Origin of the sequence: Bradyrhizobium sp., from assembly GCF_052389815.1 — a bacterium.
Classification (GTDB): domain Bacteria; phylum Pseudomonadota; class Alphaproteobacteria; order Rhizobiales; family Xanthobacteraceae; genus Bradyrhizobium.
This window is the reverse complement of the sequence record NZ_JBQTHN010000030.1, coordinates 37,868-61,637: the sequence shown is the minus strand read 5'-3', so window position 1 is coordinate 61,637 and position 23,770 is coordinate 37,868. Positions and strand designations below refer to the sequence as shown.

At 65.1% G+C, this 23,770-nt stretch carries 25 protein-coding genes; 5 read left to right on the top strand and 20 right to left on the bottom strand.

Annotated features, from left to right (window positions below; genetic code table 11):
* Positions 1–12 precede the first annotated feature (12 nt).
* From ACT4OC_RS06835 to ACT4OC_RS06815, 5 genes are read right to left on the bottom strand one after another with little or no spacing between them, the layout of a single operon-like run.
* Positions 13–810 (bottom strand): SCO family protein, encoded by a 798-nt coding sequence (locus ACT4OC_RS06835; RefSeq protein ID WP_444838206.1) that lies wholly within the window; start codon positions 808–810, stop codon positions 13–15.
* Complete coding sequence (gene cyoE / locus ACT4OC_RS06830) at positions 807–1,679, bottom strand: heme o synthase (RefSeq protein WP_444838205.1); 873 nt, start codon at positions 1,677–1,679, stop codon at positions 807–809. Before cyoE ends, ACT4OC_RS06835 begins: the two co-directional genes overlap by 4 nt.
* Positions 1,680–1,710: 31 nt before the next feature.
* Positions 1,711–3,432, bottom strand: coding sequence for a cbb3-type cytochrome c oxidase subunit I (locus ACT4OC_RS06825; protein WP_444838204.1), 1,722 nt, complete (start codon positions 3,430–3,432; stop codon positions 1,711–1,713).
* A 2-nt stretch (positions 3,433–3,434) separates the two neighbouring features.
* Positions 3,435–4,010: a hypothetical protein gene (locus tag ACT4OC_RS06820; RefSeq protein ID WP_444838203.1), complete on the bottom strand. Its 576-nt coding sequence runs from the start codon at positions 4,008–4,010 to the stop codon at positions 3,435–3,437.
* A 45-nt stretch (positions 4,011–4,055) separates the two neighbouring features.
* Entirely contained in the window at positions 4,056–4,229 is a 174-nt protein-coding gene (locus tag ACT4OC_RS06815) for a hypothetical protein (protein WP_444838202.1), read from the bottom strand.
* A 119-nt stretch (positions 4,230–4,348) separates the two neighbouring features.
* On the opposite strand from ACT4OC_RS06815, the gene ACT4OC_RS06810 reads away from it, so the two are divergent.
* Entirely contained in the window at positions 4,349–4,786 is a 438-nt protein-coding gene (locus ACT4OC_RS06810; RefSeq protein WP_444838201.1) for a hypothetical protein, read from the top strand.
* Between the two features lie 54 nt (positions 4,787–4,840).
* Here the strand turns inward: ACT4OC_RS06810 and ACT4OC_RS06805 are convergent, their stop codons facing one another.
* Positions 4,841–5,605 carry a Crp/Fnr family transcriptional regulator gene (locus ACT4OC_RS06805; RefSeq protein ID WP_444838200.1) on the bottom strand — a complete coding sequence of 255 codons (765 nt, stop codon included), beginning with the start codon at positions 5,603–5,605 and terminating at the stop codon, positions 4,841–4,843.
* Between the two features lie 346 nt (positions 5,606–5,951).
* Between ACT4OC_RS06805 and ACT4OC_RS06800 the strand changes: the two genes are divergently transcribed.
* Complete coding sequence (locus ACT4OC_RS06800) at positions 5,952–6,344, top strand: hypothetical protein (RefSeq protein WP_444838199.1); 393 nt, start codon at positions 5,952–5,954, stop codon at positions 6,342–6,344.
* On the opposite strand, the gene ACT4OC_RS06795 is transcribed toward ACT4OC_RS06800, so the two are convergent.
* On the bottom strand, positions 6,341–7,237 hold the full coding sequence (locus ACT4OC_RS06795) for a crotonase/enoyl-CoA hydratase family protein (RefSeq protein WP_444838198.1): 897 nt from the start codon (positions 7,235–7,237) through the stop codon (positions 6,341–6,343). The genes ACT4OC_RS06800 and ACT4OC_RS06795 overlap by 4 nt on opposite strands.
* A gap of 86 nt (positions 7,238–7,323) precedes the next feature.
* Between ACT4OC_RS06795 and ACT4OC_RS06790 the strand changes: the two genes are divergently transcribed.
* Positions 7,324–7,998, top strand: coding sequence for a TetR/AcrR family transcriptional regulator (locus ACT4OC_RS06790; RefSeq protein ID WP_444838197.1), 675 nt, complete (start codon positions 7,324–7,326; stop codon positions 7,996–7,998).
* On the opposite strand, the gene ACT4OC_RS06785 is transcribed toward ACT4OC_RS06790, so the two are convergent.
* Together ACT4OC_RS06785 and ACT4OC_RS06780 are read right to left on the bottom strand one after the other, a co-directional pair.
* Positions 7,995–9,146 (bottom strand): hypothetical protein, encoded by a 1,152-nt coding sequence (locus ACT4OC_RS06785; protein WP_444838196.1) that lies wholly within the window; start codon positions 9,144–9,146, stop codon positions 7,995–7,997. The two genes, ACT4OC_RS06790 and ACT4OC_RS06785, sit on opposite strands and share 4 nt — an antisense overlap.
* Positions 9,147–9,374: 228 nt before the next feature.
* On the bottom strand, positions 9,375–10,616 hold the full coding sequence (locus tag ACT4OC_RS06780) for an APC family permease (protein WP_444838195.1): 1,242 nt from the start codon (positions 10,614–10,616) through the stop codon (positions 9,375–9,377).
* 203 nt (positions 10,617–10,819) lie between these two features.
* On the opposite strand from ACT4OC_RS06780, the gene ACT4OC_RS06775 reads away from it, so the two are divergent.
* Positions 10,820–12,334, top strand: a complete 1,515-nt coding sequence (locus ACT4OC_RS06775; RefSeq protein WP_444838194.1) for a hypothetical protein — start codon at positions 10,820–10,822, stop codon at positions 12,332–12,334.
* 48 nt (positions 12,335–12,382) lie between these two features.
* Here the strand turns inward: ACT4OC_RS06775 and ACT4OC_RS06770 are convergent, their stop codons facing one another.
* From ACT4OC_RS06770 to ACT4OC_RS06755, 4 genes are read right to left on the bottom strand one after another with little or no spacing between them, the layout of a single operon-like run.
* Entirely contained in the window at positions 12,383–13,669 is a 1,287-nt protein-coding gene (locus tag ACT4OC_RS06770) for an NAD(P)/FAD-dependent oxidoreductase (RefSeq protein WP_444838193.1), read from the bottom strand.
* A 5-nt stretch (positions 13,670–13,674) separates the two neighbouring features.
* The gene (locus ACT4OC_RS06765; protein ID WP_444838192.1) at positions 13,675–14,409 is read right to left on the bottom strand and encodes an amino acid ABC transporter ATP-binding protein; all 735 of its coding nucleotides are present in this window, start codon (positions 14,407–14,409) and stop codon (positions 13,675–13,677) included.
* Complete coding sequence (locus ACT4OC_RS06760; RefSeq protein ID WP_444838191.1) at positions 14,406–15,059, bottom strand: amino acid ABC transporter permease; 654 nt, start codon at positions 15,057–15,059, stop codon at positions 14,406–14,408. Before ACT4OC_RS06760 ends, ACT4OC_RS06765 begins: the two co-directional genes overlap by 4 nt.
* Positions 15,060–15,086: 27 nt before the next feature.
* Positions 15,087–15,851, bottom strand: coding sequence for an ABC transporter substrate-binding protein (locus ACT4OC_RS06755; protein WP_444838190.1), 765 nt, complete (start codon positions 15,849–15,851; stop codon positions 15,087–15,089).
* Between the two features lie 165 nt (positions 15,852–16,016).
* Between ACT4OC_RS06755 and ACT4OC_RS06750 the strand changes: the two genes are divergently transcribed.
* Positions 16,017–16,688, top strand: coding sequence for a cupin domain-containing protein (locus tag ACT4OC_RS06750; RefSeq protein ID WP_444838189.1), 672 nt, complete (start codon positions 16,017–16,019; stop codon positions 16,686–16,688).
* Positions 16,689–16,734: 46 nt separating this feature from the next.
* Here the strand turns inward: ACT4OC_RS06750 and ACT4OC_RS06745 are convergent, their stop codons facing one another.
* From ACT4OC_RS06745 to soxZ, 7 genes are all read right to left on the bottom strand, one after another.
* On the bottom strand, positions 16,735–17,829 hold the full coding sequence (locus ACT4OC_RS06745) for a YeeE/YedE family protein (RefSeq protein ID WP_444838188.1): 1,095 nt from the start codon (positions 17,827–17,829) through the stop codon (positions 16,735–16,737).
* 98 nt (positions 17,830–17,927) lie between these two features.
* On the bottom strand, positions 17,928–19,205 hold the full coding sequence (locus ACT4OC_RS06740; protein WP_444838187.1) for an FCSD flavin-binding domain-containing protein: 1,278 nt from the start codon (positions 19,203–19,205) through the stop codon (positions 17,928–17,930).
* A gap of 105 nt (positions 19,206–19,310) precedes the next feature.
* Positions 19,311–19,673, bottom strand: coding sequence for a c-type cytochrome (locus ACT4OC_RS06735; protein WP_444838186.1), 363 nt, complete (start codon positions 19,671–19,673; stop codon positions 19,311–19,313).
* Positions 19,673–20,329: a c-type cytochrome gene (locus ACT4OC_RS06730; RefSeq protein WP_444838185.1), complete on the bottom strand. Its 657-nt coding sequence runs from the start codon at positions 20,327–20,329 to the stop codon at positions 19,673–19,675. The genes ACT4OC_RS06735 and ACT4OC_RS06730 overlap by 1 nt, the downstream gene beginning before the upstream one ends.
* Positions 20,313–21,596 (bottom strand): sulfite dehydrogenase, encoded by a 1,284-nt coding sequence (gene soxC / locus ACT4OC_RS06725; RefSeq protein WP_444838184.1) that lies wholly within the window; start codon positions 21,594–21,596, stop codon positions 20,313–20,315. The genes ACT4OC_RS06730 and soxC overlap by 17 nt, the downstream gene beginning before the upstream one ends.
* Before the next feature lie 30 nt (positions 21,597–21,626).
* Complete coding sequence (gene soxB, locus ACT4OC_RS06720) at positions 21,627–23,324, bottom strand: thiosulfohydrolase SoxB (protein ID WP_444838183.1); 1,698 nt, start codon at positions 23,322–23,324, stop codon at positions 21,627–21,629.
* Between the two features lie 82 nt (positions 23,325–23,406).
* Positions 23,407–23,730, bottom strand: a complete 324-nt coding sequence (gene soxZ / locus ACT4OC_RS06715; RefSeq protein WP_444838182.1) for a thiosulfate oxidation carrier complex protein SoxZ — start codon at positions 23,728–23,730, stop codon at positions 23,407–23,409.
* Between the last annotated feature and the right edge of the window lie 40 nt (positions 23,731–23,770).

Here is a 23,770-nt window from a genome sequence, read left to right as displayed (position 1 = left end):
TCCCTACCCGGGCTAGGCCTTGCCCGTCGGCGCATGCCCCGCCCGCAGCCATTCCCGCAGAACCAGGCCGCCCATGATCAGCAGCGAGAAGGCAGCGATCACGCTGCCGAACACCAGGCCGTAATCGATGCGATAGCGCCCTGCGCCCGGATCGTAAGCCGTGCAGATGAACTTGATGCGGTCGACGATGCCGGTGAAGCTGAACGGCGTGGAGGTCCCGTAGACCACGTCCTTCATCGGCTCCATGAACATGCGCAGCGGAAAGGCCTCGCCATAGACCTGGCGATAGACCTTGCCGTCGCGGTCGAGGATCGTGGTCTGGGTCGGATGATCGAAGCCGCCGGCGACCGCCCGGTAGCTGAAGCCGATGTCGTTGAGCAGCGCGGCGATGGTCGCGGCATCGCCGCTGGCCACCCGCCAGTTGGGCAGCTTGATGCCCTGCTGGGAAGCGAACTGCGCCATCCGCGGCACGGTGTCGTTGCGCGCATCGAAGCCGATCGTCAGCACGGCAAAGCGGTCGAGCCCGAACATTCGCCCGGCCTCGGTCACCGCATCGATGGTGTGCTGCGTCGTCGGCGGGCACACCGAGCTGCACGACGAATAGACGATGCTGATGATCAGCGGCTTGCCGCGGTAATCGGCCAGCGAGAACGGCGTGCCGTGGCTGTCGGTGAGGGCGTGGTCGCCGACGGTTCGCCCGACCGCCTGCGTCGATTTTGCGATCGCCGCAGCCGGATCGAGCGCCGGCGCGGCCGTAGCCGGCGCCGCCAGCAGGGCTAGCAGCACGGTTGCCGCACGAAGTCGTTTCATGACAGCAATCCGGCCGCGCTCGACAGCAGCGCACCGGCGACCAGTAGCGCGAGCTGCAGCAGCGAAGCGAAGAAGTTGCCCATCGCGTTCTTCTTCGACGGATCGCGGTGGAGCACGACGCTCTTCCAGACGAACCAGGAGCCGCCGACCGCAGCGCAAATCCCGTACAGCATGCCCGCCCCGTACCAGACCGGCACCAGCGAGATCGCGGCCAGCGCCACGGCGTGGACGAGCACTGCAGACGTCCAGGCATAGGCCGGCGCCACCACCGGCAGCATCGGGATGTTCGCCCGCGCGTAGTCGTCGCCCTTGGCCGCTGCAAGGCTCCAGAAATGCGGCGGGGTCCACAGGAACAGCACCACCGCGAGCACGGTCGGCACCACCTGCGGCGACGGATCGACGGCAGCCGCGCCCGCCAGCACGGCGAAGCTTCCGGCAAGCCCTCCGACCACGATGTTCCAGGTGCTGCGGCGCTTCAGCCAGACCGTGTAGACGATGCCGTAGGTGAAGGCGCCGAGGAACACGTAACCAGCCGCGACATGCCCGGCCGTCGCCACGGCCAGAGCGAGCGAGGCCACCAGCAGTGCGAGAAAGGCGGCGAGCCACCATGGGCTCGGCTTGAGCGCGCCACTTGCGAACGGGCGGTTGCAGGTCCGCCGCATCAGCTTGTCGACGTCGCGCTCATAGTAATGATTGAAGGCGCCTGCCGCGCCGGAAGCGCCGAGCACGGCAAGCGTCAGGCCGGCGATCTGCCACCAGGCCAGATGCGGGCCGCTGGCCGCCGCCACACCGGCCAGCGCGCTGGCCGCAATCGCGACGCCGATCCTGAGCTTCAGGAGCGAGATCGTCATTGAGGCTACAGCGCGCATGGTTCTCTCCAATTCGGTTGCAGGTTGTCGATCAACGGAACAGCCAGAGTTCGGAGAGGTACTTCCAGTTGATGAAGTAGTAGAGGACGAAGCAGACGAAGAAGATGGTCACGAGGACGACCGTGCCCGGCAGCTTCGGCGTCTTCTCGCTGCCGTAGTGCGAGGCGACGGCGCCGCCGCCCGCAAACAGCGGGAAGGTCAGCTTGTGTCCGCTGGTGATCCTCTTGCCGAACAGCGCGGTGCCGACGACGACCAGCACGAACATTATGCCGCCGATTGCCGCGATGACGGCGAAGATTCCGTTCAGACCCATCATAAGGAACGCGCCTGCCGAGTGGGCAAACCCGACGCTGGCGTCAGTGAACGTCATGTCCCAGTGCCGACGCGACACGCCGAGCGTCCCCGCGCCCATCATGAACAGCGAGATGCCGGCAGCCCCGATTCCGAACAGATAGGGCTGCATCTTGGCAAGCTTCGGTAACACGATCTCGCGCTGGAAGATCAGCGGCAGCACGAGATAGGTCGCGCCCATGAAGGCCAGCGTCGTTCCGGCGACGACCGTGCCATGGAAGTGGCCGGGCACGTAGATGGTGTTGTGCATGAGCACGTTGAGCTGCTCGGTGCCCAGCACCACGCCGGAAATACCGCCGATGAAGCCGAAGAAGACCAGCGACAGGAACATTCCGGCGAACGCAGGATGCCCCCACGGCGCCTTGCGCAGCCACTCGAACATGCCGCGGTTGAAACCGTTGCGCCGTTGCGCCGCCTCGATCGCGCCCGGCACGGTGAGGCCGTGAACCATCGAGCCCAGCACCGCCAGGTACATCATGTAGCTGGTGTTGACGATCTTCCAGCTCGCATCCAGGCCGGGCTCGGCGAGCAGATGGTGGGCCGAAGCCAGTTGCAGGAACAGGATGTACATGAAGAAGGCTGTGCGGCTGACCTTCTCGCTCAGCGGCTTGGCGCCGACCAGGAGCGCCGCGGTGAGGTACCAGAGCGAGACATGCGCCGAGACGTTGATCTGTTGCGAGGAGTGCCCCATCGCCCACCAGACCACCTTGTACATCAGGGGATCGATGTCGGAGATCAGACCGAGCGACCACAGCCAGGTCGGGATCAGGATGATGGCGCCCGAAGCAATGGTGAAAACGGCGATGATGGCGGCGGTGAGCGCGCCGAACGTCACCAGCGGGATCGAGCCTTCATAGGTGCCCTCTTCCTTGGCGATCACCAGCGTCGCGAAGAACAGCCCGCAGCCGATCAGCGCGCCGACGGCGAACAGGATGATGCCGAGATAGAAGTGCGGCTTGGCCATCATCGGCGGATAGGAGGTGAACATCACGCTCGAATCGCCCTGTAACACCGCCACGTTGGTGGCAAGCGCGCCGACGATCATCAATATGAAGCCGAGCCAACCGAGTTTCGGCGCCGCCAGCCGCGAGTTCAGCAGCACGGCGGAGGCGAAGTAGAGCACGGCGATCTCGAAGAAGATGATCCAGAACAGCAGCACGTTGGCGCCGTGGCCGGTCAGGATCAGATAGAACCAGTCGGCCGGCAGCAGGTGCACGGCCGGCCAGCGCGTCAGGGCCACCAGCAGGCCCATCAGGCCGCCGATCGCCAGGAAAACGACGGCCGCCACCGCATTGGCGATGATCAGCTTCTGGGCGGCGACGTCGACCTTGAGCCCGGTATACTGGCAGGTGCGGAATTCGGCCTTGGCGGGAATGGCGCCGACTAAGGTTTCTGCGGTCATGTCTATCTCCCATCCGCCAGGCGCTGTTCGGCCTCTGCCTTCTTAGGTTCGGTCACGTAGATCTTGCCGGTCATGGTATGATGGCCAATGCCGCAGAATTCGTTGCAGATGACGCCAAACTCGCCGCTCTGAGTCGGCGTTAGCGAGATGATGTGCTCAATTCCGGGATAGACCGAAATGTTGACGTTGGTCGGCTGCAGCGAGAAGCCGTGCATCCAGTCGATAGTCGAAAGGTGGATGCGATAGCTTTGCCCCTTCTCCAATTCGAGGATCGGCCACCATTGCCACAACCGTCCGAGCATATAGACATCGCTGCCGGGCTTCGGCCTCACCACGGGCACGCCGGCCTCCTCGCGCACCTGGAACTTCTTGGCGAAGTCGTCGACCTTCGCCTCATAGGCGGAAGGCTGGATGCGATAGGCTTCCTTGCTCAGGTTCTGCTCGCCAATGAAATGCCAGGCAATCATGAAGGCGAACATGAACAGCCCCCAAAGGAAGGCGATCACGATCCATACCAACTCGACCCGTTCGATAGGCTCGTTCCACCAGATGCGTCTCTCAGGCGGTGTGGCTGCCATTTTCGATTCCCCTTTGTCAGATTGCGTTGATGTGCCCGGCGGAACTCATTTCGCGAGCGGGATCGACGCGACTTCCATCACGCCCCAGATCAGGTAGAGCACGGTGGGTATCGTCACGCCGAGGAACAGCAGCAGGAACGGATTGTCGAGTATCTGCTGCATGACGGGCACGCGTTCGACGGCACCTTTGGACGGTGCATTCACTTCGGTGGGCGGCATCGGCGGTCTCCCGGCTTTTAAAAATCTGCGGTAAATCTATCCGGTCCGTCGCTGGCATCCTTGACCGCGGTTAAGGAAGCCGCGCCCCGCAACAGAAATAATTGGCCATGGAAGATGCGATGACATTCGACCGTGCCCGTCGGCATGCGCAGCGCGTTTGGCTCTGCCTCGGAATTGCCGCAGCCGCCGCTGCCATCGTGGCGGCGACGCTGGTCGCGAAGGCGCCGGCGCGGGCGAGCGACCTGCTGCTGATCTATGTCGGGGCGGAAGACTGCGCGCCATGCCGCGCCTGGCAGAACGGCGAGGGGGCGGAATTCCGCAAGTCCGCCGAATTCGCCCGCATCGGCTATCGCGAGGTGAAGTCGCCGCGTCTGCACGACGTGCTCAAGGACGAGCACTGGCCGGAAGACATCCGCGCCTGGCGCAGCCGCCTGAAGCGGAGCGACGGCGTGCCGCTGTGGCTGGTCGTTTCCGGCAACGACGTGCTGGCGCAACGCCACGGCGCGGCTGCCTGGCAGGCGAGCGTCATGCCGACGCTGCGGTCGCATCTGCGCTAGAGCGAGATGATTTCTCCTCGAATTGTCGTCTCGCTCCAGCTTGTTGTTTGGGCCTCAGGCAGGCAGTCCCAGCGGGACCGCGTGTTTCGGCGAAAGCTTGCCATTGAAGGCGAAGGCACCCCGCGGCTTGACGCGATCGCCGGCGACGAGATCGAGCAGCGTCACCACATCGTCCACGACGACGTCGGAGGCGCGCACGTCGACGCCCATCGTCCTCAGCTTGGCGAACACCCGCGAGAGCGACTCCGGCTTCAGTCCGAGCCGGCCCGCGATCAGCGACTTGTCGTAAGGCAGCGCAATCGTGCACGGTCCCTTGGCGCAGGGCGTCAGCGAGATCAGGAAGTCGGCGACGCGCTGCATGCCGCTCTGCGCCGTCAGCTGCTCGACGCGGCTTATCATCAGGTGCAGGTGCTGCGAGGTGGAGGCGATCATTGCGATCGCGATCTCCGGCATCTTGCGGATGCAGTCGACGATGTGATCGGCGGGAATCAGGATCAGGCGGGTGCGCGTCACCGCGCTCGCCATGGCGGGATAAGAGCCGGAGGTGAAGGTCACCGCCTCGGCGAAGCTCTGGCCCTGGGCAAAGACGTTGAGCACGGCCTCGTCGCCGGCCGGCGTAATGCGGTAGAGCTTGATCCAGCCCTCGACGATGATGAAGAACGAGCTCGCCGGCTCGCCCTGCCGGAACAGCATGCTGCCCGGCCTGAGATTGATGACCCTTGCCTGCGCCATCAACACATCGAGCGCCCCCGGCTTCAGCCCCGAGAATACGGGGATTCGCGACGCGATGAGCAGATCGGCGGGATTCGGCGCGGTCATGTCATGGCCCTCAACGGTTTCCTCCGCACGTGTGTTCTCGTCGTGTCGCCACGGCACTGCCGTACGGTGGCGGGATGTTCGAATTGACGGACTTCTCGACACGCATGCGGCCTCCGCTGGCACTTCCCGGAGATGCGCTACGCTGGCGTCTGCCGGCTTCGTTGGCGGCTCATGCCCAATCATTAATCGCCCATCCGCCGGCGGAGACTTTGCGAAATGTCAAACTCCCGTGGTTTTCCGAGTCCGCTGATTTTCCTCAAGCGGCACAGGCAGTTGCCGTGGTCCGGCCGATCGGCTAAGTGAACGCTTCGCTGCATTCCGCGAGCCCGAAGAGAGCGAATCAATCATGGCTGAAGCCGATCTCGACGCCGTCATCCGGCAAATTGCCAAGGCGCAGAACAGGAGCCTGATGGCCGCCGTGAAGAAGCGGCGCGACCGGATCATGGCACGCGCCGCCAAGGCCAAGGACGGCGCGCAGCGGGACCAGCTGCGCGTCGTCGCCCGCAGCACGCTGGAGCTCGGGACGGCAGCGGCCAGGCGGCTGCAGAACTCGGCGGAAATCGCCGCCGATGCCTATGCCAGGGCAATTCGCCATGCGGCCGAGGAAGCCGCCGCGAAGGCGGCGGCGGCGAAGACCGCGAAGAAAAAGGACGGCGGCAGGGACTCCGGGCGCAAGGCTCCCGGGATGAAGGCCGGGAAAGCCAAACAGGCTCGGAGGGAACGCCGCGGCTTGGACTAGCCGCCCTCCCCGAGCCGCTGGATTTCCGCCCGCGCCTCGTCTCCTTCCGGAATCGGCCGCCCGGAATCGCGCCACTCGATCGCCGCCTTGAAGCCGTGCTTCTGGGCGTAGCGACGAAACCACATTCCTTCCGGATTGTGGCGGGAGATGCCGTCGAAGATCGTCGCGAGCTGCTGCGTCTGCTCGAGCCCCATGTTCAGCATCACCTGGTTGACGACCATCTTGTGCATGGCGAGGTGACTCTTCGGCACGCCGGCAATCCGGCCTGCGAGCTTCATGGTGGCGGCATCCAGCTCGGCCGCCGGCACCGACTGGTTGGCGAGGCCCCATTCGGCCGCGGTACGGCCATCGATCATGTCGCCGGTGAACATCAGCTGCTTGGCCCGCACCGGCCCGAGCTTGAATGTCCACATCGCCGGCGTCGGACAGCCCCACACGCGCGTCGGCATGTAGCCGATGCGCGCATCGTCGGCCATGACGATGAGATCGCAGCACAGCGCGATGTCGCTGCCGCCGGCAACCGCAGCGCCGTGGACCTTGGCGATGGTCGGCTTCGAGCAGCGCCACAGGCTCATGAAGTCTTCGGTGTTCCGCTTCATGCCGGCATAGTCGACCATCGGGTCCCAGGGAAAGCCTTCCTGGGTGTACTTGTTTTTCGCGGCTCCTTCCGCATAGCGGACGAGATCGTAGCCGCCGCAAAATCCCTTGCCGGCGCCCTCGACGACGATGACGTGAATGTCGTCGTTGCGCTCGGCCCACTCCACGGCGGCGCGGATCTCGCGCGGCGTCTCGTCGTTGATGGCGTTCAGCCGTTCCGGTCGGTTCAGCAGCAGGCGCGCCACGCGCGGTGCGGCCGGATCGGCCGATATCTTCAGGGTCGAAAAGTCCGGCATCTCGCGATCTCCCGTTTCACTACAGTCAGTATTGACTGTAGCGGGATTGCCGTTACAGTCAATGCTGACTGTTGGAGAAGAAAGTCATGGCACCGAGGCGAAAGGCCGGCGCGGCGAGGGCCGATCGGGACGGCGCCGCCATGCGGCAAAGGCTGCTGGATGCGGCGGTTGGCTGCCTGATCGAGCTCGGCGTCGCGGCCACCACCACGCTCGCGGTGCAGCGCCGCGCCGGCGCCAGCCGCGGCGCGCTGCTGCATCACTTTCCGACCCATGCCGACCTTCTGGCCGCCAGCGTCGCCGAACTCGTCAAGCAGAACGAGCAGGCGGTGGCGTCATCGCGCGCCGCGGCGAGTGCGTCGCACGATCCGCTGCGGACCGCGGTGAACGCCCTGGCCTTCGCCGGCCGGCAGCCCGCCTATCTGGCGGAGCTGGAGCTCTGGGCGGTGGCGCGGACCGACCGGCCGCTGAAGCAGGCGCTGCTCGCGGCCGAACGCGCCGCCAAGCGCGAGATCGACCGCGTCTCCGCCGAACTGTTCGAAAACTGGGCCGGCTCGGAGGCCTATGCCGACGCGGTCGCACTGACGCAGCACTTCGTGCGCGGGCTGGCGATCTCGGAAAACCTGCGAAGCTCGCCGGCGCGGCGCGAGCGCCTGATCGCCGCCTGGACCGGGGCGATGCGGCTGATGCTGCAGCAACGTCCGGCAAGGCCCGCCGCAGCGGCACGCTGCGCCCGGCGCGGCCCGCGCCCCGGCCGGGTCTAGACGGCCGCCGGAGGCCGCAAGGCCGTGAACACGCTTCTGACCAGCCGGCCGAGGCGGCCACCGGAAGACCTGCGCGGCCGGAACGCCTCGAGCTTATGCACGAGATGCAGGTGGTCGCTGGGAATGCTGGCGATCTCGGCCTCGAGCGAGACATCGACCTCCTCTATCAGCCGGTCGAGGCGTTTGCCCCATTCGGAGCCGTCGAGATCGATATACTCCTTCATCGTCTCGTCGATCGCGCGTATCTCGGTGAGCAGCTCTTTCGCCTTGGACAATCGATTGTGCTTGAGCGCCTCGATCAGCAGCAGGCGTCTTGCGTCGATCTGATCGAGCACCATCGACACGACAACCGCAAAGGGCGAGGCCGCGATCCTGGCGACGGCCCTGCTCCCGGCGGGCTTCGTTGCAAGGCGAATCAGTTGCCAGGGCACGTCGAGGCGCCTGGCGGCGGCGACCAGCGCGAACGGCACCAGCTCGGCGCGCCTGGCGCGAATCCCATTGAGCAGATCGAGCATCCTGGCGAAGCGGTCGCCGTCCAGTTCCTCGATCTTCGCCGGCAGCGCGCGGGCGAACTCGGCGAGCTGCTGGCGGCCGTGCATCACGCACATCATCTTCCTGAGGCCATCGAAGGTGGCGTGCGAGCTGGTGTAGAAGTCGAGCCCGGATCGCACGGTGGCAACGCCCGCCTCGGTCGACAAAACGCCGTCCAGATAGGTCACGACCTTGTTCTGGAATCCGTCCGCCAGGCGCCGCGCCTCGACCTGATTATTGGCGGAGATGGCCTTCTTGGCGCTGGCGACGTAGCCGTCTGCCATGCTGGGCAGAAGCCTCTCGGTCACCAGGCTCCAGATCGGCCCCAGCGATCCGCGTGCAATCTGCCCGGCGTTGGCGCGCTCCGGCGCGCCGTCCACCAGAACGGGTTCCAGCGGCTCGAAGAAGTGGCGCGACGGATTTCCAACCCGGTAATGGCTCTGCCCGGTGTTGCGGAACTCGGCGCGCAGCGCGGCAATCAGCGCCTCCGAATGTGGAATGTCCTCGCCAAGAAGATGCAGCCGTTCCAGCTCGGCGAGCAGCCGAGCGCGCACCTGCGGCGTCAGCTGCTGCAGATACTGCGAGAGGTGTTCACTGTTGCCAGCGGAACCGGGCATGATGCGAATGGGTCTCAATAAAATTGCCGCGACCTTGGCGCGGCAGCGGTCAATCGGGACGTGGGCAATTACGACGGAATATTGAAGCACCGGAACCTTAAGTTGAGGTTAGGGCGGCGATTGCAATTACCCGGGAATCTACGGGCGATTGCGGCGCCAATGAACGGGCGGTTCCGCGCGAACATCGCCGACGATGAGGATCGGCGCCGAACCATCGGCCGGCGATGATCAGGCGAGCAGGTCGACCAGCAGGAGAAGGATGCAGGAAACAAGGGCCGCAAACGGCACCCAGCGCGGACAAACGAACGTTCCCGGCGCCGCGGCTTCGTTCCTGCTCTTGATCCGCATCAGCGCGAGGTTCACGATCGCGAAAATCGTAAGCGTGAGGCCCGCCGTCAGATCGGCGACGCCGGCGAGCGGAACGGCCAACGCAAGCACGAGAATCGCGCCGACCGCGATCGCGGTTGCCAGCAGCGGCGTGCGCGTCATCGGGTTGAGCCGCGTGAGGGCCTTCGGCAGGCTGCCGCGATCGGCCAGGCCATAGATCACCCGCGCAATCATGATCATGTGCACGATGACACCGTTGAGCGTCGCAACGATGGCGATCGCGCTCACGGTGATCAGCGGCAAGCCGGTGAGCCGTTCGAAGACCAGCGCAAGGGGAGCCGGCGAGCGGGCGAGCTCCTGCGGAGGCACGGCCGTAACCGCGATCCAGACAACCAGCCCGTAAAGAAGCGCGGTCATGCCCAGCGTCAGGAACAATGCGCGCGGCAGCGTGCGGTTCGGCTCCTTCATCTCCTCCGCGACGTTGACAAGATGCTCGAAGCCGATGAAGGCGAATACGGCCGTGAGCGCCGTCCCCCCGATTCCGATCCAGGCGGCCGTGTCGCCGGCGGAAGGCCACATCTCTGGAAGGCGGGTGACGACGTCGGAGCCTTGGCCGAGTCCGGCAACGATGATGAGGACGAGGCCGCCGACTTCAACGAGGGTCATGACGCCGGCGAAGGTGACCGACTGAACCGTGGCGAGGCACGCCACGGCGCCCATCGCAAGGACCGTTCCGGTAATTATCCACGGCGCGGGGATGGGCAGAAACACCGCGACATAGCCGGCGCTGCCGACGCTGATCGTCGCGGCCGAGACCATTGCCGTCGCAACCACGAGAAGCCCGACGCCGAGACTGAGCCAATCGAGCGGGAACGCCGCATGCACGTAGGCCGCCTCGCTGGCGCTGACCGGCATGCGCGTTCCCAGCTCGGCGAACGAAGCCGCACTGAGGCCCATCACGATTGCGGCTGCGATGAAGGCAAGGGGCGCGTGCATGCCGCTGCGCCCGGCGGCAAGACCGACGAGAACGTAGATGCCGGCGCCGATGGTTACACCGAGCCCGTAGAGCACCGCGTGCGTAAGCGTGAGCGCGCGAACCAGGCGCTGCGGCGCCTCCGGCGTTGCCGCGGACTGGACCGACATTCAATGCTCCTCGTCCGCTGCGGCCGGGCTGCCGCTCGGAAGATATCCGGCAAAGTATGGCATAGTTCGGCGACGGAACGGCAAATGGCGGCTCGCCGTCGCGAGCGGTGCCTGAAGCAGCCCGACGGCAGGTGGCGAGGCAGGTCTTTCCACGACATTCTCGTTCGCGGACGCATTTGATTCGCGTCGGGGACCTCATCTTGATGAACCAACTCGAGGGCGGACCACAGACGCGCGGGAAGCTGCAGGAAGCCATCATCGGGATGGCCACGGCATGGCTCCCCAGCCTGATGCGGCCTGTCCTTGGCTTCCGACGGACCTACCTGCCGCTGCTGATGGTCTATTTTGCCTACGGCGCGCTCGGCATCATCGACGTCAGCCGCGACATGTGGATCAAGGAGAGTCTGACGCTCACCCCGGCGGAGCTCGCCGGCATAGGCGTCTGGCTCAGCCTGCCCTGGACCGTGAAAATGGTGTTCGGTCAGCTCGTCGACAGCCTTCCGCTCTTCGGTTCGCAGCGGCGGTCCTACATCCTGATCGGCGCCACCTTCACCGCCTGCGGCATGCTGACGTTGGCCGGCGCGGCCGGCGGATGGATCGCGTTCGGCCGGACCGATCACCTCTACATTCTCGGTGCCATGCTGATCGTGGTCGGGACCGTCATTCAGGACGTCGTGGCGGATGCGATGTCGACCGAGGTCGTATCCCGCGTGGACACGGCGGGGAATGCACGCCCGCAGGACGATATCCGCGCCGAGCTGGGCATGGTCCAGGTTCTCGGCCGGCTCGCGCTCGGCATTGGGATCCTCGCGGTGGCGGGACTTTCCGGATGGCTCGCCCGGTTCTTCGCCCGGGAAACGGTTTTCCTGTTCGGTCTCGTCATTCCGGCGCTCTCGGCCCTCGGCGTGCTGTTGATCGAAGCCGAAAGCGGCGAGCGGCGGCCGATCGACTGGCGCATCCTCGGCGGCGGCATCGGCTTCGGCCTCATCGTCCTTGCCGTTGCTCTCGGCAGCGTGCCGTTTGCGCAAGAGCTGGTCTTCGTCCTTTCGATGCTGGTGATTTGCCCGATGCTGTTCTTCGTGACGCGCGAGCTCGACGCGAGAACCCGGCGCGCCATTCTGTTCGCCAGCATCATCATCTTCGCATTCCGCGCCACGCCGTCGGTCGGAGACGGCTATTTCTGGTGGACGCTCGACGCGCTCAAGTTCGACGAGGCGTTCTACGGCAGCCTGCGCCAGACTGCCGCAATCATCGCCATCGTCGCGATGTGGGCCTTCAGCAAGCAGTTGACGGAGTATTCCGTGACCCGCGTGCTGTTCTGGCTTGCCGTTGCCGGCGCAATCCTGTCGCTGCCCAATATCGGCCTGTTCTTCGGGCTCCACCACTGGACGGAGCAGACGTTCGGGTTCGGCGCGCGCACGATTGCCGTGATCGACGCGGCGGCCGCCTCTCCGTTCGCGCAGCTCAGCATGATCCCCCTGCTCACGCTGATCGCATACTACGCGCCGGAAGGCCACCGCGCGACGTGGTTCGCCTTGATGGCCTCCCTGATGAACCTGGCGCTCGTCGCGGGCCAGCTGCAGACCAAATATCTCAATCAGATTTTCATCGTCCAGCGCGGCGACTATTCCGAGCTCGGGCCGCTGCTGATCACGGCGGCCGTGCTCGGCTTCGTCCTTCCGGTTGGCGCGATCCTGTGCTTCGGCCGGCGCGCGTGACCGCGATGCGGAGGAACCGCGACCGACGCAATCCGCGTTTGCTAAGTCTTAGATCCCCAGCCGGTCGCGAACGCGGCCGGCGAGCACCGCGCCGCTGACCGCGAGCGGCCAGAAGGCGTGCATCGCCATCGGCTTGATCCCGGTAACCGGCATGTCGATCTCCGCGCTCTTGCCACCGTTCAGGCGACGGGCGAGCTGTGCGCCCATCGCGGTCGAGAGCGCCACGCCGCGGCCGTTGCAGCCGAGCGAGACGAGCAGGCCCTCCGCGGGCTCGTGCACATGCGGATAGTGATCCGGCGTGATGGCAAGCCGGCTGTTCCAGCCGTGCGTCCAGGCGACGCCCTTCAGCTGCGGCCACAGCCGCTCGGCATAGCGGGTGAGATAGGCGATGTCGGAAGCGTCCTTGATCCAGCGCATCGGGCCGCGCCCGCCCATCAAGAGGCGATTGTGCTGGTCGATGCGGTAGTAGACGGTGATGTGGCCGCTCTCGTAGAGCACGGAGCGCGTCGGCATGATCTCACGCACGACCGCGTCGGGCAGCGGCGCGGTGGCGGCAATGGACGAGAACACCGGCACGATGGTGCGGCGCAGGCCGGGCCAGAGGTCGTCGGTAAATCCGTTGGTGGCGAGCAGCACCTTTTCCGCCTGCACGACCGCACGCGGCGTCTCGATGCGCCAGCGTCCGCCTTCGCGGCGGAGCGACAATGCCGGCGTCTGGCCGTGCACGGCGGCGCCGGCGGAGATCGCGGCCCGCGCCAGGCCCCGCGCGTAGCTCAACGGATGCAGGTCGCCACCGCGAGCGTCCAGCATCGCGCCGAGATAACGGCCGGTTCCGGTCATCTCGCGCACTTTCGCCTGGTCGAGCAGCGTCACCGGCATGCCGCGGGCGATGCATTGCGCCGCGGTTGCATGGATACCCGAGACACCTGCTTCATTGTAGGCGGCGCGCAGCGTGCCGTTCTGCCGCGCCTCGCAGGCGATCTGGTAGCGGCGGATCAGATCGAAGGTGAAATTGGTGGTGCCGTAGGCGAACGCGATCATGCGCCGGCCGAGGTCGGGGCCGAAGTCGGCCTCGATCTTGTCGGGATCGTGCTTGAGGCCGGGATTGACCTGGCCGCCATTGTTGCCGGAGGCGCCCCAGCCCGGCTCGCGCGCTTCCAGCACCAGGGCCTGAACGCCCTGCTCGGCCAGGTGCAGCGCGGTCGACAGGCCGGTAAAGCCGCCGCCGACGATCGCGACCTTGACGTTGCTGTCCGCCTCGAGCGCGGGCGTCGGCAGCGGTGCAACGGCGGTGTCGGCATAGAGCGAGGGCGGCAGGCGTTCGGGGGCACTCATCATTGTCACTCGAGCGGATGCAGCACGCGATGCAAGAAATCCTGCGTGCGCGGATGCTGCGGCTGGTTGAGCACGGATTTCGCCGGCCCCTGTTCGACAATCACCCCGCCGTCGATGAACAGCACGCGATCGGCGACGTCCTTGGCGAATGCCATCTCATGGGTGACGACGACCATGGTCATGCCGTCATCGGCGAGCTTGCGCATCACCGAAAGGACGTCGCCGACCAGCTCGGGATCGAGCGCCGATGTCGGCTCGTCGAACAGGATCGCCTTCGGCTGCATGGCGAGCGCCCGCGCAATCGCGACGCGCTGTTGCTGCCCGCCGGAGAGCTGCGGCGGATAGGCGTCGGCCTTCTCCGCAAGGCCCACCTGCCCGAGCAGCGCGCGACCGCGATCGAGCGCGGCAGCGCGCGGCTCCTTCTTCACGAACACCGGGCCTTCGATGACGTTCTCCAGCGCCGTGCGATGCGGAAACAAATTGAAGCGCTGGAACACCATGGAGACCTGGGTACGGATCGATACGATCGATGCCGTGCTGCGATCGACCTTCACGCCCTCGACCAGGATGTCGCCGGAATCGTAGCTCTCCAGCCCGTTGATGCAGCGCAGGATGGTGGACTTGCCGGAGCCCGAGGGACCGATGATGCAGACCACCTCGCCCTTTTGCACGGAAGCGCTGATGCCCTTGAGCACCTCGTTGCTGCCAAAGCTCTTGTGGACATCGGCGAGCTCGATCATCGCTTGCCCGCCCGCTTCTCGAAGTGACGCACCAGCAGGATCAGCGGGATGCTCATGGTCAGATACATCAGCGCCACCAGCGTGAACACGCTCATGTTCTTGAAGGTGGAGGAGGCGATCAGCTTGCCCTGCAGCGCGAGCTCGGCAACCGTGATGGTGGAAGCTTGCGAGGAGTCCTTCAGCAGCATGATCATGATGTTGCCGTAGGGCGGCAGCACGATGCGCACCGCCTGCGGCAGCACCACGCGGCGCATGGTCAGCCACCAGCCCATCCCGATCGCCTGCGCCGCCTCGATCTGGCCCTTGTCGATCGCCTCGATGCCGGCGCGGAAATTTTCCGCCTGGTAGGCCGAATAGGCGATGCCGAGCCCGAGGATCGCCGCCTGCAGCGCCGTCAGCGTGATGCCGAGATCGGGCATGACGAAATAGAGGTAGAACAGCAGCACGATGATCGGGATGCCGCGTATGACGTTGATGAGCCCTGCGGACAGCTTTGAGAGCACTGCGACGCCGGACACCCGCATCAAGGCCCAGACCAGGCCCAGCACTGTCGAGAGGATCAGCGAGCCCAGCGTGACGACGATCGTCAGCGCCACGCCGTTCATCAGGATCGGCAGGAACTCGACCGCGTCACGCCAGAACTTTTCCATCGGACGTCTTTTCCGTCAGGAGCCGTTTCAGGTCCCTTGCGCCTTCAGGCCCCACTTATCGAGGATCTTCGTGGTGGTGCCGTTGGCCTTCAGCTTGGCGAGAGAGGCGTTGATCTTCTTCAGGAGCTCGGCATCGCCCTTGCGCACGCCGATACCGACCGCGCCGACGGTCGATGGCTTATAGCTCTCGACGATGCGCGCCTCGGGAAAGCCGCCCTGCTTCAGGTTGTAGGCAAGGATCGGATAGTCGGCGAAGCCGGCCTTCAGCCGCCCCGTATTCACGTCGCGCAGGATGTCGGGAATGGTGTCGTAGGCCTTCACCTCGGAGAACAGGCCGGTCTTCTTCAGCGCGTCGACAAAGGCGGTGCCGACCTGGGCGCCGACCACCTCGCCCTTGAGGTCCTGCTGGCTCGTGTAGTTCTTGCTGTCGCTCTTCGGCACCAGCAGGCCTTCTCCATAGGCGTAGAACGGCTCGGAGAAATCGATCACCTCCTTGCGCGCCGGGGTAATGAACATGGCCGCCGAGATGATGTCGATCTTGTTGGAAGTCAGCGCGGCGATCAGGGTCGAGAACTGCATCGGCTCGATCTGCACGGCAAAGCCGGCGTCCTTGCCGATCTCGGTGATCAGATCGACCATGATGCCCTGGATGCTGTTGGTCTTGGTGTCGAGGAAGGTGAAGGGCACCCCGGTCGGGGTCGAGCCCACTTTCAGCACCTGTTGCGCCGACACCGGCGAGGCGACGAGGGCAAGCGCCGCGATCGCGGCCTGGACGAGACGTGTGAGCAGCATCGCAACACCTCCTGGCTTCAGGCCTCCGGCCCGGCCGCCCCGCCGCTTCGTGACGAAAAATGGCTGAGCAGCCGACCTGACCTATTTTCACGGATATGAAATTGTGGTCACATCTGCCGGAACATTGCAAGCGATTTTCATGTACGTGAAAGACGGAAGGGTGACGTGACCGGCCGCAGGCGGATCAGAAAGCCCTCGCTGAGGGCGCAGGCAAAGCCACGCGAAAAGGCGCGGGCAAGGGCGTCGCAGAAGGCCGCCGAGCCCGCGATGGACATCGCCGTGGGCCAGCGGATCCGCGAGCTGCGGCACGACCGCAAGCTGTCGCTGGAGACCATCGCCGCCCGGACCAGGCTTTCCGTGGGCTTCCTCAGCCAGATCGAGCGCGGGCTATCCTCGCCGTCGCTGCGCGTGCTGGCAACGCTCGCCGACGTGCTCGGCGTCGGCATCGCCGGGCTGTTCGGCGCCAAGGCCGGCGATGGTGCCGCTGCCGGAGGCGTGGTGACGCGTGCGCCGGAACGCGCCGAGCTGAAGCTGTGGCGCACCGGGATTTCCAAGCAATTGCTCAGTCCGGCCGGAACGGACGGCCGGCTCAATCTGTTCATGGTCCAGCTGGAGCCAGGCGGCAGCACCGGCGACGAGCTCTATACCCATGACGGCGAGGAAGCAGGCCTCGTGCTCGAAGGCGAGATGAGACTCACCGTCGATACCGAGACATGGACGCTGAAGACCGGAGACAGCTTCCGCTTCGCCAGCCGGCGGCCGCACCGCTTCTCCAATCCGGCACGCGACGCCAGGGCCGTCGTGCTGTGGGTGAATTGCCTGTCGGCTAACGGTTAGGCGCCCGCCCGCGCGAATACGAGATCTACTTCGTCGAGATCGAGGTTCAGGCGTTGCCGCGGTCGCCAACCGCCGGCGATGCCGATGCCCGCCGTGGAAGGCCGCGATCGACGATCAGATCCGTCAGGCCGGCCCCGAGCCACATGCCGACGAGGACAATCCAGGCCGTGAGCGCAAACACCGAAGCGCCCGTAATGCCCGCACCGACGGCGCATCCGCCCGCCAGCATGGCGCCGAATCCCATCAGCACGGCGCCGATGAGATAGCGACGCATGCCGAGCCCATCGGAGAACCCCTCCAGGCGCAGCTCGCGCGCCCATGCGGCGGCGACGAGAGAGCCGAGGAATACGCCGGGCACTATGCCCAGATCGAAGTCGAGGCGGACATGGGGGCTGTTCAACACCAGCATCAGCACGTCGGCGGACGGGCCGCTGAAGGTGAGGCTCTTCAGCGTGACGGGCGAAAACGATGCCTCGGCAAGTTGATAGGTGAAGACCCAGCCTGCGACGACGGCCACGCCGGTCAAAAGCGCGGACCACAAGAGCCGCGGCGGCAGACGGCTGTGAAAGGCGAAGGCGAACCCGGCCAGCAGCCAGACCGCGCTGAAGGCGAGCTTCTCCGGCGTCGCGCCGCCCAGCAGGCTCATGATGTCGCGCGACGGCCCGCCATCGACCAGCCACAACCCGGTCAGCCACTCCCGCGCCGGCGACAACAGGCCGCGCCAGGCGGCCTGGGCTGTGACGGCGAATACGAGTCCCGACAACAATGCCCGCAGATTGCCGTTAGCCGAAAGCACCAGCAGCCGGCTGGCGCAGCCGCGCGCCAGCACCATGCCGCAACCGAACATCACGCCGCCGATCAGGGCGCCGGAAATGCTGCCCTGCTGCGCGAGCTGACGCGCATTGGAAACATCGAGCCAGCCGAGAGCGACGAACAGCTGTGTGCCCGTCAGGGCGGCGGCAAAGGTCAGCAGCCAAACCGCCAGGCGTTGTCCGGATACGCCCCGGGAAAACTCGATCGCGGCGGCCCGCAGGCAGAAACGGCTGCGCTGCGCGAAGAATCCGAACAGGCTGCCGACCGCGAGCCCGCCCAGCCACGACAGCAGGTCTTCACCCACGAGGTCGACAACAGACGTCAGCACGGCCGCATAGGCTCCTTGAGGCGGCGCCAGTCTACCGGGCTGGCGGCCTCACACGATGAGCCAGATCAAGGAACGAGCCTTTCCCTGCCGCGAACCGGCTATCCGAAAATGTCGGTCGTGATTCCCGAATACCAGCCGATGTTTTCTTCCTGGGTCTGCTTGCGCAGCTCCGCCGTCTCTCCGGTCTTCGAGACGAAGGTTTCGGCCGCACTGATCTTGCCATCCTTCGGCTCGTAGCGGCCGCCGACCTTGACCGCATTATCGGTCTCGATCAGGCTCCAGCAGGTGTTGTTGTAGCGCGGCGGGAAGGCACGGCTTCCCGTCAGCTCGTTGCGGATGATCATCGCGGCAACCTTGGCCTGGCTGTTCGCGGAGAACGCCGACTTCGGCATGTCGCCCGGGATGCAGGCGTCGCCGACGATGAAGAGGTTCGGGTCCTTGGCGGATTTCATCGTCGCCGGATCGATCGGACAGAACCCCGAAGCGTCGGCCAGACCGGCATCGCGCGCGATCTTGCCGGCCATTTGCGCGGGAATGACGTTGACCAGCGCGCAGTCCTTGTAGGTCTCGAAGCCCGTCACCACGGTGCCGGTCTTCGGGTCGACGGACTTCAATCCGTCGTGGACCTTGGGCCCCAGCCACTCGACCATGCCCTTGTAGAACGTCTCCCAGCCGTCCTGGAAAAGACCCTGCTTGGAGTAGGTTTCCTTGGGATCGACGATGAAGATCTTGCAGTTCGTCCGGCCGGTGGCCTTGAGCACATGCGCCATCATCGATGCGCGCTCGTAAGGTCCCGGCGGACAGCGATAGGGATTTGGCGGCGCGATCATGACGATGACGCCGCCGTTCTTGACCTCGTCGAGGCGTTTCTTCAGCAGTTGCGTCTGCGGACCCGCCTTCCACGCGTGGGGCATCACCTGCTCGTGCTCCTGACCCCAGCCGGGTACGGAATCGTATTTCAGGTCGATGCCCGGAGCGACCACGAGCTTGTCGTACGACAGGATGGTGTTGTCGGTGGTCCGGACGCGCTTCTCGTCGCGGTCGATGAATGCGGCGGTCTGCCGGATGTGGTTGACGCCGTATTTCCTGGTCAGGGCTTCGTAGCTATGGGTAATCTGCTCGAACGTCTTGTATCCGCCCAGATACAGATTCGAATGGAAACAGGTCACGAAGTTGGCCGAAGGCTCCACCAGCGAGACGCTGACGGCACCGGCGCTGTCGCGGGCGACGTATTTGGCAACCGTTGCACCGCCGGGCCCACCCCCGACGACGACAACGCGCGGCCGCGCCTGGCCGATAACGGCCGGCGCCGTCACTGCGGACGCGACTACGGCTGCGCCGGCGCCAAGCAAGCTTCTTCGAGTCAATCCAGACATGGTTTCCTCCCCGCTAAGTACGATAATCTGCCGCTTCACAGTCACGTTGCCGAGTCCGCCGCCTGCAAGCGCCGCATTCGCGGCCCGACGTTGCGGCCCCGGCGGTCATTTCTGCGCCTGTCCGGCCGGCTTGATACTGCCGAAGTAGGCGGCAAGCGCAGCAATCTCTTCGAGCGAAAGGCTGTGCGAGATCGTTCGCATCGTCTCGTTGTCGCGTTGTCCCTCCTTGTAGGAGGTAATCACGGCGATGAACTGGTCCTCGGGCCAGGCTACGATCGAGGGCACGCCGCCGACGCTTCGACCGGAAATCTGATGACAGGTCGTACACTGGGCCGAGAGGTATTCTCCAAGTTCCCTGTCGCCCTTGATCTCGGCGGATGCAGCGGCCTGCGCGAAGCCGGGCGCCGCAAGCAGCGTTGCCGCCAGCGACCCGGCCCTGGCAAGCCGTCCACTTCCGCCAGCCATCATCAGTCGACCTTCGGGCCCTTCTTCCCGTCCTCCGGCGTGACATCGAGAACCGAGGCACGCCCGGTGATCTTAACCTCCGCCTTGCAGTTCGTCATGCACGGCTTCGGATTCCAGAACTGCTTTTCGACCTTCTCGCGGTCATCGTCGTAGAACCCGCCGGCGTTCGGCAGCTTCACGCTCGCCAAGTTCTCCCTCGACAGCGTGAAATCCTCCTTGACGACGTCGTTCATGAACATCAGGTAGGCGACGATAGCATATACTTCATTCGGCTCGAGCGAGCGGGCATTGCCATACGGCATCGCGCGCTGAATGTAGTCGAACGCCGTCGACGCATAGGGCCAGAACGACCCGACGGTCTTTTCCGGGCTTTCCTTCCTGAGGCTTCCGGCGCCGCCTGCCAGAACCGGCCAGCGGCCGGCACCCTCGCCGAATTCGCCGTGACAGGACGCACAGCGTTCGAGGTAGAGCGGCTCGCCCTCCTTCACGCTGCCCTTGCCCGCGGGAAGCCCCTGGCCATCGGGGCGAACATCGCTGTCCCAGGCCGCGACCTCGTCGGGATGCGCTTCACGCCCGAGGTTCAGCTTTCCGGCCTCGGCCGGAAACGTGACGAGAAACAATCCGGCAAGTGCCGCAGCGATCCTAGGATACTTCGACATTTTCGGTTTCGCCATTTTCCTTGACCAGCCAGGTCTGGATGCCGTTGTTGTGATAGATCGAGTTGGTGCCGCGAACCTGTCTCAGTTCCGATTTCGTCGGCTGCACGTAGCCCGTGTCATCGATTGCGCGCGACTGCACGAGAAGCTCTTGTCCGCCCCAGTCGAAATCCACGTAGAAGCGCGTCAGCGACAGCGGCGTCGACGCGCCGTCGATCCGCGCCGACCGCCAGTTGCGTCCGCCGTCCAGCGAGACGTCGACGCGCCTGATCGCGCCCCGCCCGCTCCACGCCAGTCCGGAAAGCGTGTTCGGTCCCTTGAACCGCAACGGCGCCTGCGGGCTCGGATTGGTGACCACGGACTTGGCGTCCATGATGAAGGTGAAGCGGCGCGCGCGCCCGTCGGAAAGCAGGTCCGTGTATTTGGAGGTTTCTTCACGGTGCTGCCAGGGCTGATCGCCGACCTCGATGCGACGCAGCCACTTGACCCACATGTTGCCTTCCCATCCGGGAACGACGATGCGCAGCGGATATCCCTGCTCCGGCCGCAGGGCCTCGCCGTTCATGCCCCAGACGAGCAGGCAGTCGCCCAGCGCCTTTTCGATCGGGATCGATCGCGTCATCGCCGCGGCGTCCGCACCCTCGACGAGCAGCCACTTGGCGTTGTTCTTCAATCCGGCCTGGTCGAGAACCGTCTTGAGCGGGATGCCGGTGTAGACGACGTTGTGGACCATGCCGTGCGTGAACTGGCAGCCGTTCAACTGTGCGCCGCGCCATTCCATGCCGGAGTTCGCCGCGCATTCGAGGAAGTAGGTGCGATTGACCCGGCCCGGGAAGCGCTTGAGGTCCGCGAGCGTGAAGACCATCGGCTTGTCGACGAGCCCGTTGATCATGAGACGGTGCTTGCCGGGGTCGATTTCGGCGATGCCGCCATGATGGCGCTCGAAGCAGACCCCGCTGGGAGTGATCGTTCCATCGAGCTCGTGCAGCGGCGTGAAGCTGACCGACGATTCCCTTGACGCGGTCAGCCATTCCACATCGCGGCGGATGACATGCTTCTCGAACTTCGACGGGTTGCCGTAAGGCCTGGTAGCCACTCCATCGCCCAAATACCGTGCGGTGTCCTGAATCTCGGTGATCAACGGATCCGGCTTCTCCGGCGACGCCGCGCGACCGGCAGATGCCCCCAGCGCCAAACCGCCAGCCGCCATTCCCGCAGCCCTGATCAATTGACGCCGGTTCACCGAACGAAGTTGTCCTTCATCGCTCATGTGCGTCTTCTTTCCCTGCTCTCTCGACCGTCAAGTTCCGGATACCCGGACCGCCGTATTCTGCTTGAGCTGGATCGTCTTTTGCGCGCTGACATGGCTGCGCAAGACATCCCAGATCGGCGGCCCCTGCGTGGCTTCGTTGATGCTCGCCCAGCCCGCAACGACATACGACTTCTTCGCGTCGATCGGCTGGCCCGTCTTCAGATGGGTGAGATTCGAGATTCGATCGCCGGCAGGCTTCGCGACGTCGATGGCGTAGCCCATGCCGCCAACGCGGACCATGTCGCCGCCGCCCTGGAAATAGGGATCGGGATGGAAGATGTTGTCGGCGACGTCCTCGAGGATGAGCTTCAGCTGCTCGCCGGTCATTTGCTGGCGGTAGCACGCCGGATAGGTCATCGCCGTCGCATTGGTGATGGCTTCCCAGGTGATCGCATCGCCGGGAAGCAGCGTACCGCCCCAGCGAAAACCCGGCGACAGCGAGATCTCGGCGTCGCGCTGCGTCAGCATTGCCTCGCAAATCAGGTCGTCGAACGTGCCGTTGAAATTGCCGCGCCGGAACAGCAGGGAATCCGTTCGCCCGATGACGGCGCCGAGTTCGGCGGCATATGGCGCCCGAATCTTCTCCACCATTGCTTTCATGGCCGGATCGGGCGCGATGGCGTCCGAGAACACGGGCATCAGCTTGAAACGGATGTCCGTCACGCGCTTGTCCTTCACGGCGAGGTCGAGCCGCGAAACGAACTTGCCATGCGATCCGGAGGCGACGAGAACGGTGTTGCCGACCTTCACGAGTTCGGGCAGCGCATCGTGCGTATGGGACGTCAGGATGACGTCGATGCCCTTCACCCGGCTCGCAAGCTTGCGGTCGACGTCGAATCCGTTGTGCGACAGCAGCACGACCACATCCGCCCCTTCCGCGCGGGACTGGTCGACCTGCTTCTGCATGTCGTCCTCACGAATCCCGAACTCCCATTTCGGGAACATCCATCGCGGATTGGCGACGGCGGTTCGCGGCAGCGCCTGACCGATCACGGCGATCTTCGCGCCGCCCCGCTCGAACATCTTGCGCGCCTCGAAGACCGGCTCCTGCCACTCGCTGTCGCGGACGTTCTGGGCGAGGAATGCGAACGAAGCCTTGTCGGCGATTTCCTTGACCCGCTCCGCGCCGAGGGTGAACTCCCAATGCGCCGTCATCGCGTCGGTCCCGAGCGCGGACATGACGTCGACCATGTCCTGGCCCTTCGTTTGCAACGCGCTCCAGGAGCCCTGCCAGGTGTCGCCGCCGTCGAGAAGCAGCACCTTGTCGGCGCCGCGCTCCGCACGGACAGCCGCGACCAGCGTCGCGATACGGTCGAGCCCGCCCATTCGGCCATAGGTCCTCGCCAACGACGCGAAGTCGTCGGCCGTCAGCGCGTAAGCGCCCGCCGAACCGTTGGCGATCTTGTAGTAGCTCCGGAATGCCTGGTCAGTCAGATGCGGCGGCTGCGCCTTGACGTCGCCGACTCCGAGATTGATCGTGGGCTCGCGGAAGTAGAGCGGAACGAGCTGGGCGTGGATATCCGTCACGTGGAGAAGCGTGACCGTTCCGACCGGATCGAACCTGAGAATATCGGCCTGGGTCAGCTTCTGTTGCGCAGCGACCCGCCCCAACGGTCCAAGCCCCGAAGCCGTAACGATCGCGGAGGCAGCAGCCGTCGCTTGCAGGAAATCCCGCCTGGAGATCATGCGTTCCATCCCGATGCGCTCCCGGGAGCGCGCTTGATTGTCAAAAGTGCCGGTTGTCCGGCCGTCGCTGCGGTCGAAAGAGCTAGCCGACCGCTATCTTGTTCTTCGCGACGTATTCCGAGCCGTCGTCATCCTTCCAGACGAGCGTGAATTCGCCGGACTCGGTCGCCTTGTAGAAGAACGACTGATAGGGATTGGCGGAGATGGCGGGATGCCAGCTCGCCTCGAAGATCACCTTGTCGTTGAACTTCGCCGTGAACGTATTGATGATCTTGCGCGGTATCGCCTTGCCGGAGGCGTCCTTGCGCTGCCCCGACTCCATGTCGTGGGAGATCAGCGTCTTGATTTCGATGATTTCCCCGGCCTTTGCCTGAGCCGGGATGCGAACGCGCGGTTGACTCGCCATCTCTTGATCCTTGTCTGGTTCAGGTTGATTTCGGTCCCGG